This is a genomic window from Allobosea sp. 05L423 (assembly GCF_056397745.1).
Window position 1 is genome coordinate 87,005 of sequence record NZ_JBFTOA010000008.1, and the last position, 15,779, is coordinate 102,783.

14 protein-coding genes are annotated in these 15,779 nt (G+C 66.1%); 11 read left to right on the top strand and 3 right to left on the bottom strand.

Annotation, left to right across the window (positions count from 1 at the left end; translation table 11 throughout):
- The gene (locus AC1DNE_RS18570; protein WP_441471179.1) at window positions 1–1,050 is read left to right on the top strand and encodes a phosphotransferase family protein; all 1,050 of its coding nucleotides are present in this window, start codon (window positions 1–3) and stop codon (window positions 1,048–1,050) included.
- Window positions 1,051–1,065: 15 nt separating this feature from the next.
- Here AC1DNE_RS18570 and eutC read toward each other — a convergent pair whose 3' ends face one another.
- Window positions 1,066–1,833 carry an ethanolamine ammonia-lyase subunit EutC gene (gene eutC, locus AC1DNE_RS18575; RefSeq protein WP_441471180.1) on the bottom strand — a complete coding sequence of 256 codons (768 nt, stop codon included), beginning with the start codon at window positions 1,831–1,833 and terminating at the stop codon, window positions 1,066–1,068.
- Window positions 1,830–3,218, bottom strand: a complete 1,389-nt coding sequence (locus AC1DNE_RS18580) for an ethanolamine ammonia-lyase subunit EutB (protein ID WP_441471181.1) — start codon at window positions 3,216–3,218, stop codon at window positions 1,830–1,832. Before AC1DNE_RS18580 ends, eutC begins: the two co-directional genes overlap by 4 nt.
- A 299-nt stretch (window positions 3,219–3,517) precedes the next feature.
- Between AC1DNE_RS18580 and AC1DNE_RS18585 the strand changes: the two genes are divergently transcribed.
- From AC1DNE_RS18585 to tam, 5 genes are read left to right on the top strand one after another with little or no spacing between them, the layout of a single operon-like run.
- Window positions 3,518–4,654 (top strand): ABC transporter substrate-binding protein, encoded by a 1,137-nt coding sequence (locus AC1DNE_RS18585; protein ID WP_441471182.1) that lies wholly within the window; start codon window positions 3,518–3,520, stop codon window positions 4,652–4,654.
- A gap of 15 nt (window positions 4,655–4,669) precedes the next feature.
- The gene (locus AC1DNE_RS18590) at window positions 4,670–5,731 is read left to right on the top strand and encodes a FecCD family ABC transporter permease (protein WP_441471183.1); all 1,062 of its coding nucleotides are present in this window, start codon (window positions 4,670–4,672) and stop codon (window positions 5,729–5,731) included.
- A gap of 3 nt (window positions 5,732–5,734) precedes the next feature.
- On the top strand, window positions 5,735–6,520 hold the full coding sequence (locus AC1DNE_RS18595) for an ABC transporter ATP-binding protein (protein ID WP_441471184.1): 786 nt from the start codon (window positions 5,735–5,737) through the stop codon (window positions 6,518–6,520).
- 3 nt (window positions 6,521–6,523) lie between these two features.
- The gene (locus AC1DNE_RS18600; RefSeq protein ID WP_441471185.1) at window positions 6,524–7,303 is read left to right on the top strand and encodes a class I SAM-dependent methyltransferase; all 780 of its coding nucleotides are present in this window, start codon (window positions 6,524–6,526) and stop codon (window positions 7,301–7,303) included.
- Window positions 7,300–8,085 carry a trans-aconitate 2-methyltransferase gene (gene tam / locus AC1DNE_RS18605; protein WP_441471186.1) on the top strand — a complete coding sequence of 262 codons (786 nt, stop codon included), beginning with the start codon at window positions 7,300–7,302 and terminating at the stop codon, window positions 8,083–8,085. Before AC1DNE_RS18600 ends, tam begins: the two co-directional genes overlap by 4 nt.
- 27 nt (window positions 8,086–8,112) lie before the next feature.
- On the opposite strand, the gene AC1DNE_RS18610 is transcribed toward tam, so the two are convergent.
- Window positions 8,113–8,691: a cupin domain-containing protein gene (locus AC1DNE_RS18610; protein WP_441471187.1), complete on the bottom strand. Its 579-nt coding sequence runs from the start codon at window positions 8,689–8,691 to the stop codon at window positions 8,113–8,115.
- Between the two features lie 324 nt (window positions 8,692–9,015).
- Between AC1DNE_RS18610 and AC1DNE_RS18615 the strand changes: the two genes are divergently transcribed.
- The 5 genes from AC1DNE_RS18615 to AC1DNE_RS18635 all read left to right on the top strand — a co-directional run bounded on the left by AC1DNE_RS18615 (window position 9,016) and on the right by AC1DNE_RS18635 (window position 15,668).
- Window positions 9,016–10,662, top strand: coding sequence for an amidohydrolase (locus AC1DNE_RS18615; RefSeq protein WP_441471188.1), 1,647 nt, complete (start codon window positions 9,016–9,018; stop codon window positions 10,660–10,662).
- A gap of 15 nt (window positions 10,663–10,677) precedes the next feature.
- Window positions 10,678–11,619, top strand: coding sequence for an ABC transporter permease (locus AC1DNE_RS18620; RefSeq protein ID WP_441471189.1), 942 nt, complete (start codon window positions 10,678–10,680; stop codon window positions 11,617–11,619).
- Complete coding sequence (locus AC1DNE_RS18625; protein ID WP_441471190.1) at window positions 11,619–12,530, top strand: ABC transporter permease; 912 nt, start codon at window positions 11,619–11,621, stop codon at window positions 12,528–12,530. Before AC1DNE_RS18620 ends, AC1DNE_RS18625 begins: the two co-directional genes overlap by 1 nt.
- 43 nt (window positions 12,531–12,573) lie before the next feature.
- The gene (locus tag AC1DNE_RS18630) at window positions 12,574–14,163 is read left to right on the top strand and encodes an ABC transporter substrate-binding protein (RefSeq protein WP_441471191.1); all 1,590 of its coding nucleotides are present in this window, start codon (window positions 12,574–12,576) and stop codon (window positions 14,161–14,163) included.
- A 71-nt stretch (window positions 14,164–14,234) separates the two neighbouring features.
- On the top strand, window positions 14,235–15,668 hold the full coding sequence (locus tag AC1DNE_RS18635) for an amidohydrolase family protein (RefSeq protein ID WP_441471192.1): 1,434 nt from the start codon (window positions 14,235–14,237) through the stop codon (window positions 15,666–15,668).
- Window positions 15,669–15,779 lie beyond the last annotated feature (111 nt).

The following is a 15,779-nucleotide window of genomic DNA, read 5'->3' on the forward strand; positions in this document are numbered from 1 at the left end:
ATGACCGGGCAGGGCGGCGAGGCTCCAAGCGGCAAGGCCGATTTCGACCCCGCCGCGCTGGCGGGTTTCCTGGACGAACGCTTCGGTCCGGGTGCTCTCTCGATCGAGCGGATCGGCGGAGGCCAATCCAATCCGACCTATTTCGTCGATCATGGCGGGAAGCGGCTGGTGCTGCGCAAGCAGCCGGCGGGTCCGATCCTGCGCGGCGCCCATGCGATCGACCGCGAGTTCCGTGTTCTTGAAGCGCTGGCGCAAACGAATGTGCCGGTGCCCCGCGCGGTGCTCTTCCATGCCGAACCCGAGCCGCTTGGCACGCCCTTCTATCTGATGGAGCGGCTCGATGGCCGCGTCTTCCATGATTGCGCCTTGCCCGGCCTCGCGCCGGCCGAGCGCCACGGCCTCTATCTCGGCATGGCCGAGGCCCTGGCGAAGCTCCACTCCGTCAGGCCCGACGCGGTCGGTCTCGGCGACTTCGGCCGACCGGGAAATTATTTCGAGCGCCAGATCGCGCGTTGGACCAGGCAACTGCGGGAATCGCCGGGCGAACCGATCCCTGAATTGGAGGCCGCCGCCGATTGGCTACCGGCGCATCTCCCTCCCGATGACGGTCAGGTCTCGATCGCCCACGGCGATTTCCGGCTCGGCAACCTGCTTTTTCACCCCGAGAAGCCCGAGGTGATCGGCATCCTCGACTGGGAGTTGTCGACGCTCGGCCATCCGCTTGCCGATCTCGGCTATTGCGCCATGCCCTGGCATACGGCGCCCGACGAATATGGCGGCATCCTCGGCCTCGACCGGGCCGCGCTCGGCATTCCCACAGAGGCCGAGTTTCTCGCGCATTATTATGCCCATGCCGTGCCGACGGCGCCGCTCACGCGCTTTCATCTCGCCTTCGCGCTGTTTCGTTTCGCCGTGATTTTCGTCGGCATTGCCGATCGCGTCAGGGCGGGCACGGCTGCGGCTGCCAACGCTGCGGAGTTAGCGCCACTGGGGCGACGCTTCGCCGTGCGGGCGCTCGAAGCCATGGACGGTCCCGACAAGCTGCTCTGATCGGGTGCCGCGTGTTCAGATCGTGTCGGAGGCGAGGCGGGGGGTGGTGTTGCTCGCACTCTCGTCCTTCAATGCGACGCCGGAGAGCCCGCGCGCGAACGAGGCCTCCACCAGCCAGGCAGCGCGTGCTGCGGCTTCGGCTGGCGCCAGACCTGCGCCATGGATGTTCGAGACGCAGTTGCGCTCGCCATCGTTGCGCCCGGGGCGCGGGGCGTAGGTGATGTAGAGCCCCAGGCTGTCGGGGCAGGACAGGCCCGGCCGTTCGCCGATCAGCAGCAGCGTCAGCCTTGCGCCGAAGAGCATGCCGATCTCATCGCCGATGGCCACCCGGCCTTGCGAGACGATGACGGCCGGCGACAGCGACCAGCCGCTGCGCTCCGCGAGCGGCAGGAAAGCTGCGACGAAGCGAGCGGCATGGGCCTGCACGGCCTGTGCCGACAGGCCGTCGGCGATGACGAGCGCGATATCGCAGCCGCCGCTGCCGCCGGACGCGACAGCGGCGTGGCTTTCCGCGGCAAGGCTGCGGCCGAGATCGGGGCGCAGCAGGTACGAGGCGCGCCCGGCCGCCCGGCTGGCGACCTGAAGGGAGGCGAGCCCAAGCGACCGCAGCTCGGCGGCGAGCGCGGCCGTGTCGAGTTCCGCATGGACGGCGTCGCGGGCCTGCGCATGGGCGAGGGCGAAGCGCAGGGTTTCGTGCGTGCCGAGGCCCGATCCGGCACGGCCGATGCCGATGCGCGCTGGCGTCAGTGCGGAAAGGCGCCGCCAGGGATCGGGAGTATTCACGACACCATCTCCGCCAGTGACGTCACGAGGCGCGGTGCACCAGCCTGGGCCAGGAGCCGGCCATCTGTGCCCGTCAGGCCCTGTTCCTGCAGCCAGCGCTCGAACTCGGGCGCGCGCTTCAGGCCGAGCAGGTCGCGAATGTAGAGTTGGTCGTGGAAAGAGGTCGACTGATAGTTCAGCATCACGTCGTCGGCGCCCGGCACGCCCATCACGTAGGTGACTCCGGCCGTCGCAAGCAGCGTCAGCAGGGCGTCCATATCGTCCTGATCGGCTTCCGCATGGTTGGTGTAACAGACGTCGCAGCCCAGCGGCAGGCCCATCAGCTTGCCGCAGAAATGGTCCTCTAAGCCCGCGCGGGTGATCTGCTTGCCGTCATAGAGATATTCCGGCCCGATGAAGCCGACGACGGTGTTGACCAGCAGCGGGTCGAAGGCCCGGCAGACCGCATAGGCGCGCGCCTCCAGCGTCTGCTGGTCGACGCCGTGATGGGCCTCCGCGGAGAGCGCCGAGCCCTGGCCGGTCTCAAAATACATCAGGTTTTGCCCGAGCGCGCCGCGCTTCAGCGAGAGCCCGGCCTCGTAGCCTTCACGCAGCACGGAAAGATCGATGCCGAAGGAGCGATTGGCCGCCTCAGTGCCGGCGACGGACTGGAAGACGAGGTCGACCGGCGCGCCACGCGCGATCAGCTCGATCGATGAGGTGACATGGGTGAGCACGCAGCCCTGCGTCGGGATGGCGTAGCGCTGGATCACCTCGTCGAGCAACTTGAGCAGGTCCGAGAGCACGCTGAGATTGTCGGAGACCGGGTTGATGCCGATCACGGCATCGCCGCAGCCATAGGAGAGCCCGTCGATGATCGAGGCGGCGATGCCGCGCGGATCGTCGGCAGGGTGGTTCGGTTGCAGGCGCACGGCCATGGTGCCGGGCAGGCCGAGCGTGTTGCGGAAGCGGGTCACCACGCGACATTTCCGCGCCACGGCGATCAGGTCCTGCAGGCGCATGATCTTCGAGACGGCGGCTGCCATTTCAGGCGTGACGCCCCTGGCGAGCCGGGCCAGCGCTTCGCTCGACGCCTCGTCCGAAAGCAGCCAGTCGCGGAAGCCGCCGACCGTCAGGCCCGCGACCGGCGCAAAGGCCGCCGCGTCATGCGTGTCGAGGATCAGGCGGGTGATCTCGTCGATCTCGTAGGGAATCAGCGCGTCGGTGAGGAAGGTCTTGAGCGGCAGATCGGCCAGCGTCATCCGGGCTGCCACGGCCTCCTCCGCCGAGGCGGCCGCAAGTCCCGCGAGTTGATCGCCCGAGCGCGGCGGTGTGGCCTTGGCCATGAGGTCGCGCAGGTCTTCGAAGACATAGCTCCGCAAGCCGATGACATGGCGGTAGGCCACGGACCCTATCCTTTCCGCTGCTGCCGGCTTGTGGGCCGACCATTGTCGATGTGATTTCGAGCACAATTCATGCCGTGCGGCAAAGGCTCATCGCACCTCGGCGCGGCAAGCATGGAGCTCTGGTCTTCGGTGAGCGCGGGATGTTTTTCGAACCTAATGTTCCGCGATCGGATGTTGTCCGTTTACAAGAAAACTGCAGTATTCATTTCTTTAGAATAATTAAAATATGCAGATTTGCTTTGTCTACTGCCGGAGGATTGTGTTAGCGCGAAGCGCTTTTCTCGATCCGGTCGGCTATCATGTTCGCTCTGTCCCGCCTGACGCGCCTTCTTCCTGCTGCCGCATTGGCTTTGGCGGTGTTCTCCGCACCGTCCGCCCGCGCCGAGACGATCGAGGTCACTGATCTCGCCGGGCGCGTCGTCAACGTCACGCGCGATCCGTCGAAGATCGTGCTGAGCGAGGGCCGCCAGCTCTACACGCTGGCGATGCTGGACCGCGACGACCCGTTCAAGCGCGTCGTCGGCTGGGGCAACGACCTGATCCAGAACGATCCCGGTGCCTGGCAGAAATATCTGGCGAAGTTCCCGAAGGCGAAGGACGTCGCCGACATGGGCAACCCCTATGCCGCCGATGTCAGCATGGAGAAGATCGCCGCGCTCGGCACCGAGGTCTACATCCTCGACCTCTCCAACTACTTCAAGGCGCAGGAGACGGGCCTGCTCGGCAAGCTCGAGAAGGCCGGCATCGCCACGATCTTCGTCGATTTCCGCCAGGATCCGACCCAGAACGTGCTGCCGAGCGTGCAGCTGCTGGGCCGCGTCCTCGGCCGCGAGAAGGAGGCGGCCGCCTTCACCGACTATTATCTCCGCCAGACCCGCCGCATCTATGCGCGTGTCGGCTCCATCCCCGACAAGAAGAAGCCGATGGTTTTCGTCGAGCGGGCTGCCGGGCTCCTGCCCTGCTGCGCCACCTTCGGTCCCTTCAACTTCGGCCGCTTCATCGAGGAAGCCGGCGGGCGCAACTGGGGCAGCCAGTACTTCTCAGCTTTCCAGGCCGAAGCCGCGCAGGAGAAGGTGCTCACCGACAACCCGGATGTCTATTTCCTGACGGGCGCCAACTGGTACGGCAGCAATCCCGGAAGCAATGCCGTCAGCCTCGGCTATGACGCCACCCCCGAGAAGGTGCAGAAGGAAATGTCGGCGCTGATGCAGCGGCCTGGCTTCCAGCAGCTCAAGGCAGTGCAGGGCAAGAAGGTGATGGCCTTCTACCACCAGTTCTACGACGCGCCCTATTACTTCGTCGCCGAGCTCGCCATGGCCAAGGAGCTCTATCCGGACCTGTTCAAGGACATCGATCCGGAGGCGGTGTTCAAGGAATTCCATGAGAAATTCCTGCCGATCTCCTATTCCGGCGTCTTCTGGGCCAAGCTCCAATGATCGCGGCCTGAAGCGATGACGGCAGTCCTGCCCGTGGCGGCGACCGCGACCGCGGATTACCGCAAGCGCAACGCGAAGCGCCTGAAGCTCGTTCTGCTCGGCGTGCTGGTGTTGCTCTTTGCGGTGGCGCTCGACGTCTCGATCGGGCCCGGCAACCTGCCGCTCGCCGATGTGCTGCGCACGCTCGTCGACCCGCAATCGGCCTCGCCGCGATTGTCCGTCATCGTCTGGGATCTGCGCCTGCCGATCGCGCTGATGGCGCTCGCCGTCGGCGCCATGCTCGGCCTGAGCGGGGCGGGCATGCAGACCATCCTCGCCAATCCGCTGGCCGATCCCTTCACGCTCGGGGTCTCCGCCGCGGCGACGGTTGGCGCCTCCGTGGCGATCGTCTTCGGCTGGAGCGTCGTGCCCGGCGCCGGCCCCTTCATCGTCACGGCGAATGCCTTCGTCTTCGCACTCTCCGCTTCGCTCGTGCTGTTCTTCATGACCAAGCTGCGCGGCGTCAGCGCCGAGACGATGATCCTGGTCGGCATCGCGCTGCTCTTCACCTGCAACGCCTTCACGGCACTGCTGCAGTACCGCTCGAATGAGGTCCAGCTTACCCAGATCGTGTTCTGGACGCTGGGCAGCCTCGCCCGCGCCACCTGGGGCAAGGTCGGTGTCGCAGCGCTGCTGATCGCGCTGGCGTTGCCCTTCTTCCTGATGCGCGGCTGGGCGCTCACCGCGCTCCGGCTCGGCGACGACCGGGCGGAGAGCCTCGGCGTCCGCGTCGATCGGCTGCGGCTGGAGATCCTGATCGCGACATCGCTGCTGGCCGCCGTTTCGGTCTCCTTCGTCGGCGGCATCGGCTTCATCGGGCTCGTCGGGCCGCATATCGCGCGGCTCCTGGTCGGGGAGGACCAGCGCTTTTTCCTGCCCGTCGCGACGATCGCGAGCGCGGTCCTGCTTTCGCTCGCCTCCAGCGTGTCGAAGGCGATCACGCCCGGCGTGATCTATCCGATCGGCATCATCACAGCGCTGATCGGCGTGCCTTTCTTCTTCAGCTTGGTCATGTCGATCCGCAACAGGGGAGCCTGAGCCGTGGCGCTGCTCATCCGCGATCTCGATTTCCGCTATGGCGCCACGCCCGTGCTGCAAGGGCTCGGCACCGGCGAGTTGCCACGCGGCGAACTGGCCGCATTGGTCGGTCCGAACGGCTCGGGCAAGTCGACGCTGTTCCGCTGCGCGGCTGGCCTGCTTGCCCCGCAGGCAGGCATGGTCAAGCTCGATGATCGCGATCTGGCGATGGTTCCGGCACGGGAACGTGCGCGCAAGGTCTTCTATCTCGCGCAGAATACCGAGGCGCGCGTCGCGCTGTCGGTCTTCGACATCATCCTGCTCGCCCGCAAGAGCCTGCATCGCGGGTTTGCTCTCGCGGCCTCCTCCGAGGACATGCGCGCCGTCGAGGCGGTGATTGCGGAGCTGGGTCTCGCTCCCTTCGCCTCGCGTGACATCGCCACGCTCTCCGGAGGCCAACGCCAGCTTGCGGCGATCGGCCAGGCGCTGGTGCGCGAGCCCGACGTGCTGCTGCTCGACGAGCCGACGAGCGCGCTCGATGTCCGCCGTCAGCTCGACGTCATGGCGACGATTCGCGAGGCGACCCGCAGGCGCGGCATCGTCACCGTCGTGGCCATCCACGATCTCTCGCTCGCGGCACGCTTTGCCGACCGTGTCCTCGTCATGAATGGCGGGCGCATCGCCCAGGCCGGCGCGCCGGTCGAGGTGCTTGCGCATCCGGCGGTTTCGGAGACATATGCCGTGGGTGTGCATCTGGAGCATTCGGCCCGCGGCACGCTTCTGGTCGAGCCCTATATCCAGGTCCATTGAGCCATGTCCGCTCCCGCTTCGCACGACAATTTCACCCTGAAGGAAGAGATCCGGGCCTATTGGTCGTCGCGTGCCGAGAGCTTCGATCTCTCCTTCGGCCATGCGATCAAATCCGACCGGGAGCTGCAGGCGTTCCAGCGCCTGATTCGCGATTCCTTCGGCCCGGCACCGCTCGATGTGCTCGACCTCGCCTGCGGCACCGGGGAAATCACCCGCGCGCTGCTCTCGCTCAAGCACCGCGTCACGGCGCTCGACTTCTCCGAGGCGATGCTGGAGCGCGCCCGCGCCAAGCATGGCAAGGCGGCACGCTTCCGGCTCGGCGATGCCGAGCATCTGCTCGACGACGAGGCCAGCTATGATGCGGCGATCACCCGCCATCTCGTCTGGACGCTGACCGATCCGGAAGCGGCTCTGAGCGAGTGGTTCCGCGTCCTGCGCCCCGGTGGCCGCCTGCTGGTGATCGACGGTGACTGGGTGAACCGCACGCGCTGGCAGGCGCTGGTCAATCGCTTCGGCAACTGGCTGCGCGACAGGCGCGGTGCGCCCGTCCATCAGATCGATGCGGACACCCATGCCTCGATCACCAAGCGCTTCTACTTCAAGGATGGTCTTAGCCGGCAGCGTCTCGAGGATATGCTGAAGGCTGCAGGCTTCGTCGATATCGTGCCGGCTGACTATATCCAGGTCGTTCGCGAGCAGCAGAGGGCCGCCCCGCTGCACGACGCGATCCGGCTGGCTTCCTCGACCCGTTTCGCCCTGCTTGCCCGAAAGCCTCCCGCATGACTGCAAAGCCCGACTGGGATGCCGCGCAATATCTGCGCTTCGAGGACGAGCGGACACGCCCCTCGATCGACCTCCTCGCCCGCGTGCCGCTTAGCGCTCCACAGCGCTGCATCGATCTCGGCTGCGGCCCCGGCAACAGCACCGAACTGGTCGCGCAGCGGTTTCCCGATGCCCTTACCCAGGGGCTCGATTCCTCGCCGGACATGCTGGAGAAGGCGCGCAAGCGCCTGCCGGACCTGTCCTTCGTGCTGGGCGATGTCGCGACCTGGTCCGACGCCGCCGGTTACGACCTGGTCTTCGCCAATGCCGTGCTGCAATGGCTGCCCGACCATGAAGGCCTGTTTCCGCGGCTGGCGCGCTCGCTCAAGCCGGGCGGTTGCCTCGCCGTGCAGATGCCGAACAATCTCGCGGAACCTTCGCATGTCGCGATGCGCGAGGTCGCCGCGGAAGGGCCGTGGGCAGAGCGGCTCGCCACCGCCAAGGCGGAGCGCTCTGCAATCGGCTCCTTCGGGGATTACCGCCGCTGGTTGATGGCTGCCGGATGCCGGGTCGACATCTGGCAGACGACCTATGTGCATGCGCTCGCCGGCGTCGAGGCCATCGCCGAATGGTTCAAGAGCACGGGCCTCAAGCCCTATCTCGACCGGCTGACCGCCGAGGAGCGAGAGCCTTTCATGGCGCGCTATCTGGAGCGCATCGCGCCGGCCTATCCGGTCGAGAGCGACGGCAAGGTGCTGCTGCGCTTCCCGCGCCTGTTCATCGTCGCGGTTCGCGAGGGCTGAAGCGCTACGCGCCGAAGGCGGTGCTACCTAGAGATAGGGCGGCGTGCAGGCGCTGACGACGATGCAGCGCTCCGTGCCGATGTTGCGGAAGCGATGCGGAACGCGGCTGTCGAAGAGATAGGCGTCGCCCGGCATCAGCACCTTGATCTGGTCGCCGACGGAGACTTCGAGTTCGCCCGACAGCACCACCCCGCCCTCATGCGAATCGTGCTTCAGCATCGCGATTCCCGTATCGGCGCCGGGCTCGTAGGATTCGTGCAGGATCTGCAGGTTGTGCGCCTGCGCGTCGCCGACCTGGCGGAAGGACATCTGCCCCCGGCTTTCGCCGCCATTGACCTGATGCAGCCGCGAGGTGAGATCGAGCAGGTCCGGGGCCTCGAAGAAGACCTTGTCCTTCGGGGTCCGGGCCTCGTCAAAAAAATTCACCATGCTCATCGGGATGCCGTCGAGGATCTTGCGCAGCGAGGCGACCGACGGGCTGTTCCGATTCTGCTCGATCAGCGAGATCAGGCTATGCGTGACGCCCGAGCGGGCGGCCAGTTCGCGCTGGGAAAGTCCGGCCGCGAGCCTGATTTCCTTCAGCCTTCCGCCGACATCAAAGCTCATCGCTGCTCCGCCTCCCCGTTTCGCGCGCCTTGTCTTTTTTGCGCGTCATGCAGGGCGCGCCTGCTCGACGGCCCTTGCCATGCTCAATATTCTGAGCAATGCTGCCTGAAAGCCAATAAGAAAATTGTGTCATGGGGAACAGGCGGAGTGGAATAGTTTTCGCGATCAGAACGTACCGTCCAGACTAAAATCCCAATCCCCTCCGATAGGGCTGCGTGGAAGCGATATCTCGCTTTCGCGCGACGGTCGATGCTTGCCGAATACTGCCTATTTGCCAATGCCTGCGGCGAGAATTCAACAGAGAAAACAGGGTAAGCAGGGGCGATGACGCAAGCCGAAACCGTTTTGTTGAATGGCCGCATCTTCTGCGGCTTGGCGGAAGGCTTCGCGGAAGCCCTGGCGATCGCTGGCGGCAAGGTGCTGGCGGCGGGATCGGCGGCGGAGATCGCCGCGCTTCAGGGGCCTGGCACCAAGGTCGTCGATCTCGCCGGTCGCGTCGCCATTCCCGGTCTCAACGACGCGCATATGCATCTGCTGCCGCTCGGCCTCGCCATGAGCGAGGTCAATCTGCGCCCCGAGGAAGGCGTCAACAGCATCGGCGAGGTTCTGCGCCGCGTTGCCGCCGCCGCCAAGGGCAAGAAGCCCGGCGAATGGGTGATCGGTCGCGGCTACGACCACAACGAACTCGCCGAGGGGCGTCATCCCACGGCCGAGGAGCTCGACCGTATCGCCCCGGACAATCCCGTCTACATCAAGCGCACTTGCGGCCATGTCGGCGTCGTCAACAGCCGTGCCATGGCGGCTGCAGGCATCGGCCACAACACGCCGAGCCCGGCCGGCGGCCTGATCGAGCGGCGCGACAACAAGCTCACCGGCCTGCTGGCGGAGAGCGCGATGCGGCTGATCGTCGAGGCGATGCCGCAGGCTAGCGTCGCCGAGCTGAAGGCGGCGATCGAGAAGGCCGGGCACTACATGCTCGCGCAGGGCTTCACCAGCGTGATGGATGCAGGCGTCGGCATGGGCGCGGGCATGGCCGAGATCGAGGCCTATGAGGAGCTCGCCCGCGCCGGCACGCTGCCGGTCAGGACCTGGGTCTGCATCTACGGCAATGCCGACGGCATCGGTGACGAGGCTTACGCCGCCGGCTACCGCTTCGGCCGCGAGACCGGCCTGCTGCGCTACGGCGCGATGAAGGTGTTCGGAGACGGTAGCGCCGGCGGCCTGACCGCGGCGATGAGCGAGCCCTACCTCGTCGGCGATCCCGATAACCGCGGCATCTTCATCTATTCCGACGAAGATATGCATCGCTATCTCGCGCATTATCACAAGCTCGGCTACCAGCTCGCCATCCACGCGATCGGCGACGCCGCGATCGAGCAGGTGCTCTCGGGCATCGAAAAAGCCGACAGCGCCGAGCATCCGATCCGCGGGCGGCGCCACCGCATCGAGCATTGCGGCTTCCTGACCGGTGGTCAGCTCGCCCGCATGGCGGCAGCCGGCATCGATCCGGTGCCGCAGCCGGCCTTCATCTACGAGTTCGGCGATCTCTACGTGATCAATCTCGGCGAGGCCCGCGCCGGCGCCTCCTATCCGATGCGCAAATGGCTCGATGGCGGGCTCCATGCCGCGGCGAGCTCGGATGCCCCGGTCTGCGCCACCGACCCGTTCAAGAACCTTTTCACCATGGTCACCCGCCAGACCAAGCGCCACACCGAGATCGGCGGCGCCGAAAAGCTGAGCATGGAAGAGGCGGTGCATGCCTATACGCTGCTCGGCGCCTACACCCAGTTCGCCGAGGACAAGCTCGGCCGTCTTGTCCCCGGACAGCTCGCCGACATCGCTGTGCTCTCGCACGACATCTTCTCGGTTCCGGTCGAGCAGGTCGAGAACGAGGTGCGCTGCGACCTGACGCTGCTCGGCGGCGAGGTCGTCTTCGACCGGCACGGCCAGCTCGCGGCTGCCGCTCAATAAGCCGGGAACCTCTTCATGCTCCGACATACGCTGCAAAGGCTGCTGCTGGTCGTTCCGGTCCTGCTCGGCGTGCTGCTGATCGGCTTCCTGCTGATGCAGGTCGTGCCGACAGATCCGGCGCAGGTGCGCGCCGGCCCGACTGCGACCCAGGATGTCGTTCAGGCCATCCGCCAGGAACTGGGACTCGACCAGCCGCTCTGGAAGCAATTCGTGATCTATATCGGGCGCCTGGCGCAGGGCGATCTTGGCGTTTCCATCATCAACAACGTCCCCGTCGTGCAGGAGCTCGGCAACACCATCGGCCCGACGCTCGAATTGATGTTCGCCTCGCTGGTCTGGGCCATTCCGCTGGGCATGCTGCTCGGCACGCTCGGCGCCTATTTCCGCGGTTCGCTCATTGACCGCGCGATCATGGCGGTCTCGGTCGCCGGCGTCTCGCTGCCGGTCTTCTTCCTCGGCCTCGGGCTGATCTGGCTCTTCGGCTTCAAATATCCGATCCTGCCCTTCACCGGCCGCACCGGTCCGCTCTGGACCTGGGAAGGTATTCAGGGCGTCATCCTGCCGGCACTCACGCTGGGGGGCGTCTTTGTCGGCCCGGTCGCGCGCATGACCCGTACCTCGGTGCTCGACGAGCTCGGCGCCGACCATGTCCGCACCGCCCGCGCCAAGGGGCTGGCTGAATGGGTCGTGTTGATCAGGCACACCTTGCGCAACGCGTTGGTGCCGGTCGTCACCCTGATCGGCCTGCAGATCGGCTTCCTGCTCGGCGGCGCCGTCGTCACGGAAACCGTGTTCTCGTGGCCGGGCATCGGCCGGCTCGCCGTCGGCGCCATCCTGTCGAGCGACCTGCCGATGGCGCAGGGCACGATCATCGTGTTGTCGCTCGGCTTCATCCTGGTCAATCTCGCGGTGGACGTCCTCTACGCCGTGCTCGATCCGCGTGTGAGGGGCGCCTGATGAGTTCCGCCAAAAGCGCTCTCCTGCCCGGTGCCAAGGCGGTGGAAGCCGCCGTGAGCGTCGCCGCCGCCACGCCCGTCCGCCGGAAGACGGTCCTCAGGATGCTGCTGTCCGATGTCGGCGCCTGCATCGCTCTCGGCCTGGTCGTCCTCGCTATCCTCTGTGCGGTGTTCGCCCCCTGGCTCGCCCCGACCGATCCTTACGGCAACGATCTCGCCAACACGTTGAAGCCGCCGGGCGAGGCCGGGCTGCTCGGCACGGACGGGCAGGGGCGCGACATGATCACCCGCCTGCTCTTCGGCCTCAGGACGACGCTGCTCATGGGCGGTGCCTCGGTGATCTTCGGCTGCGTGATCGGTGGCGTGATCGGTTTCGCTGCCGCCTATTACCCGAAGCTCTCGGGCGTCCTGATGCGCCTGATGGACGTGCTGCTGTCCTTTCCGGCCATCCTGTTCGGCCTCGCCATCGCGGCGATCTTCGGCCCCGGGCTGACAGCGGTCATCATCGCGCTTTCGATCGCGACCGTGCCGCTGATGGCGCGCGTCGTGCGCGGTTCGGCGCTGGTGGTGCTGCAGCAGGGCTATATCGAGGCGGCCCGCTCGCTGGGCCTCAGCGATCTGCGCATCATTCTGCGCTACGTTCTGCCGAACTGCCTCTCGGCGATGTTCGTCTTCGTCACCCTGCGCTTCGGCCAGGTCATCCTGCTCGGCGCGGCGCTCTCCTTCCTCGGGCTCGGCGCGCAACCGCCGACCGCCGAGCTGGGAGCCATGGCCGCCGACGGCCGCAACTTCCTGTTTTTCGCGCCGCATGTCTCGGTCCTGCCGAGCCTCGTGATCTTCGCGGTCGTGCTCGCCTTCAACGTCCTCGGCGATGCGCTGCGGGACGCTCTCGATCCGAAGCTGCGGAAGTAAGCCGCTCATACCGCCCAAGAAACGTCAAAAGGGGACCAGCTCGATGACCAAACTCTCCACCCTGCTTCTGGCCGGCGCCGCCGTGGCGACGTTCGCCGCCCTGCCGGCGGTCGCGCAGCAGAAGGCGCCGCTCTCGATCCTGCGCGTGATCGACGCCGACAATTACGACCCGATCCGCACCACCGCCACGGCCGCTGCCGAGGTGCTCTACATGATGGCGGATACGCTGGTGACGGTCGACTTCGACATGAAGACGATCAAGCCGGGTCTCGCCAACAGCTGGACGGTCTCGCCGGACGGCATGACCTACACCTTCAAGCTGCGCAACGACGTCAAGTTCTGCGACGGCCGCCCGATGACGATCGACGACGTCGTCTATTCGCTGAAGCGCTGGACCGACCCCGCCAACAAGTCGCCGGTCTCCTTCCGTGGCGGTCCGGTCAAGGACATCCGCGCCGACGGCGATTCCACGCTGATCTACGAGCTCAAGGAGCCCTACAGCGACCTGCTGTTCCAGATGGCGCTGTCCTTCGCCTCTGTCGTCGACAAGAACACGGTCGAGAAGCTCGGCCCGAACTTCGGCGTGCAGGGCTTCAACGGAACCGGCCCGTATTGCTGGTCGAAATGGACCCCGCGCCAGGAGCTCGTCCTCAAGAAGAACCCGCACTACAGCTGGGGCCCGCCGATCTACAAGGACCCGAAGCCGCAGATCGACGAGATCGTCTGGAAGGTCATTCCCGAGTCGAACACGCTGATGGCCGCGATCCAGGCCAAGCAGGCCGACGTGACCTATTACATGCCCTATATCGCGCTCGACACGATGCAGCGCATCCCGGGCATGACGGTGCAGCGGCAGGAAAACTACATCTACGACATCTTCATGGGCTTCAAGGTCGACAAGCCCGTCTCGAAGGACGCGGCGATCCGCGAAGCGGTCAACATGGCCGTCGACAAGCAGGCCATCGCCAAGGCGATCTTCTTCGGCAAGGGCACCGCGCTGCCTTCGCTGCTCAACCCGGCCGTGCTCGACTACGACAAGGATTCGGCCGGCAAGATGCCCAAGCATGACGCCGCCGGCGCCATCAAGGTGCTGGAAGCGGCCGGCTGGAAGCCGGGCTCCGACGGCATCCGAGAGAAGGACGGCCAGAAGGCGACCTTCGTCGTTTACGGCATCCGCAACGACGTGAACCCGCGCATCTCGGAGGCGATGCAGGCCGATCTGCGCAAGGTCGGCATCGACCTGAAGATCCAGCTCTGGGATGCCACCGTCGCCTGGGGCAAGCTGGCGACGCAGGAATTCGACGCCTTCTACATGTCCTACCCCTATGTGACGGCGACCGAGGCGCTGAACCTCTACTTCGCCAGCCGCCAGGCCCCGACGCCGAACCGGATGAACTGGAAGGACCCGAAGACGGACGAGTTGCTCAAGACTGCGGCGACCGCCGTCGATGCCGACAAGCGCAAGCAGGCGATCGGCGCGGTCCAGACCCAGCTCACCGAGGCGAATGTCTGGGTGCCGCTGGCCTCGCAGCCGCTCTGGGTGGTCGCGGGCGACCGTGTCGAGGGCGCACGCGCCCACGGCATCTACGGCGCGGGCCTCTACAAGGGCCTCGACATCAAGCTGAAGCGCTAAGCTTCCTCAGCGCCGCGTGGCCCAGGCCGCGCGGCGCTTTTTCCATGTCTAACTGCTAGGGAGGAAACGTCATGACGATCACGGTCATCAAGAACGCCGAAATCGTTGTCGCCTGGGACGCGGAAGCCTCCCGGCATGTCTATCTGCACGGAGCCGATGTCGCCTTCGAGGACGGCACGCTGCGCTATGTCGGTGCTCGCTATGAGGGGCAGGCCGACGAGACCGTCGACGGAAGTGGCCGCATGGTCATGCCCGGTCTCGTCAACATCCATTCGCATCCCTCGAGCGAGGCGCTGAACAAGGGCTTCCTCGACGAGCTTGGCTCGCCTGCGCTCTATAATTCCTCGCTCTACGAGTTCATGCCGATCCTGCGGCCGGACGCCGAGGCGGTGCCCGATTGCGTGCAGGTCGCCTACTCTGAACTTTTGCTCTCCGGCGTCACCACGCTCGCCGACATGTCGGTCGCTCATCCCGGCTGGCTGGACCTCGCCGCCGATAGCGGCCTGCGCGTCTGCCTATCGCCGATGTTCCGGTCGGCCCGCTGGTACACCAAGAACGGCCATGTCGTCGAATACGAGTGGGACGAGAAGGCCGGCGTCGCGGCCATGGAGCAGGCTTTCGCGGTCATCGAGCGGGCGCAGAAGCATCCGTCCGGCCGGCTCTTCGCGATGGTCTCTCCTTCGCAGATCGACACCTGCAGCGAGGGCCTGATCAAGGACAGCTATGCTGAAGCGAAGCGTCGCGGCCTGCCCTGGCAGATCCACGCGGCGCAATCGACAGTCGAGTTCCACGAGATCACTCGCCGCCATGGCGTGACGCCGATCCAGTGGCTGGAGAAGCTCGGCGTGCTCGGCAAAACCAGCATCGTCGGCCACGGCATCTTCCTCGACGATTACCCGCGCGTCGCCTGGCACAGCCGGCGCGACCTCGCGCTGCTGGCCGAGACCGGCACGATGGTCGCCCATTGCCCGACGGTCTTCATGCGCCGCGGCATCGCCCTCGACGATTTCGGCCGCTATCGCCGCGCCGGTGTCAGGATCGGCCTGGGCACCGACACCTATCCGCACAACATGCTCGAGGAGATGCGCCATGTCGGCTATGTCGCCCGCATGATGGCGGAGAATCCGCGCACCCTGACCACCACCGACATCTTCGAGGCCGCGACCACGGCCGGCGCCGCCGCGCTCGGCCGCGATGACATCGGGCGCCTGGAAGCGGGCTGCAAGGCCGACCTCGTCATGGTCGACCTCAAGCACCCGATGATGCAGCCGCGCCGCGACCCCGTGCGCAGCATGGTCTATGCCGCCGCAGAGCGCGCCGTCGACCGGGTCTATGTCGACGGCAAGCTCGTCGTGCGCGACGGCACCGTGCTGACGATGGACTATCCCGCTGCGGCGCTGCGGCTCCACGAGGCCCAGAAGCGAACCGAAGCCGCAGCGCCCGGCAATGACTGGGTCAAGCGCCCGGTGACGGACTATTCCCCGCTCACCTTCCCGGTGAAATAAGCGGAACCTCCGCCGTCATGCTCGGGCTTGACCCGAGCATCTCATGAAGGAGAAGTCTCAGAGCCATTTCCTGCAAGAGATTCTCGGGTCTGCGCTTTGCTTCGCCCGAGA

What these genes read in the sequence shown, in the direction of transcription:
- AC1DNE_RS18610 (WP_441471187.1), bottom strand. Translation starts at nt 8,691, where the DNA reads ATGAGCTTTGATGTCGGCGGAAGGCTGAAGGAAATCAGGCTCGCGGCC.
- AC1DNE_RS18625 (WP_441471190.1), top strand. Translation starts at nt 11,619, where the DNA reads ATGAGTTCCGCCAAAAGCGCTCTCCTGCCCGGTGCCAAGGCGGTGGAA.
- AC1DNE_RS18635 (WP_441471192.1), top strand. Translation starts at nt 14,235, where the DNA reads ATGACGATCACGGTCATCAAGAACGCCGAAATCGTTGTCGCCTGGGAC.
- AC1DNE_RS18570 (WP_441471179.1), top strand. Translation starts at nt 1, where the DNA reads ATGACCGGGCAGGGCGGCGAGGCTCCAAGCGGCAAGGCCGATTTCGAC.
- AC1DNE_RS18590 (WP_441471183.1), top strand. Translation starts at nt 4,670, where the DNA reads ATGACGGCAGTCCTGCCCGTGGCGGCGACCGCGACCGCGGATTACCGC.
- tam (WP_441471186.1), top strand. Translation starts at nt 7,300, where the DNA reads ATGACTGCAAAGCCCGACTGGGATGCCGCGCAATATCTGCGCTTCGAG.
- AC1DNE_RS18585 (WP_441471182.1), top strand. Translation starts at nt 3,518, where the DNA reads ATGTTCGCTCTGTCCCGCCTGACGCGCCTTCTTCCTGCTGCCGCATTG.
- AC1DNE_RS18600 (WP_441471185.1), top strand. Translation starts at nt 6,524, where the DNA reads ATGTCCGCTCCCGCTTCGCACGACAATTTCACCCTGAAGGAAGAGATC.
- AC1DNE_RS18615 (WP_441471188.1), top strand. Translation starts at nt 9,016, where the DNA reads ATGACGCAAGCCGAAACCGTTTTGTTGAATGGCCGCATCTTCTGCGGC.
- AC1DNE_RS18630 (WP_441471191.1), top strand. Translation starts at nt 12,574, where the DNA reads ATGACCAAACTCTCCACCCTGCTTCTGGCCGGCGCCGCCGTGGCGACG.
- AC1DNE_RS18620 (WP_441471189.1), top strand. Translation starts at nt 10,678, where the DNA reads ATGCTCCGACATACGCTGCAAAGGCTGCTGCTGGTCGTTCCGGTCCTG.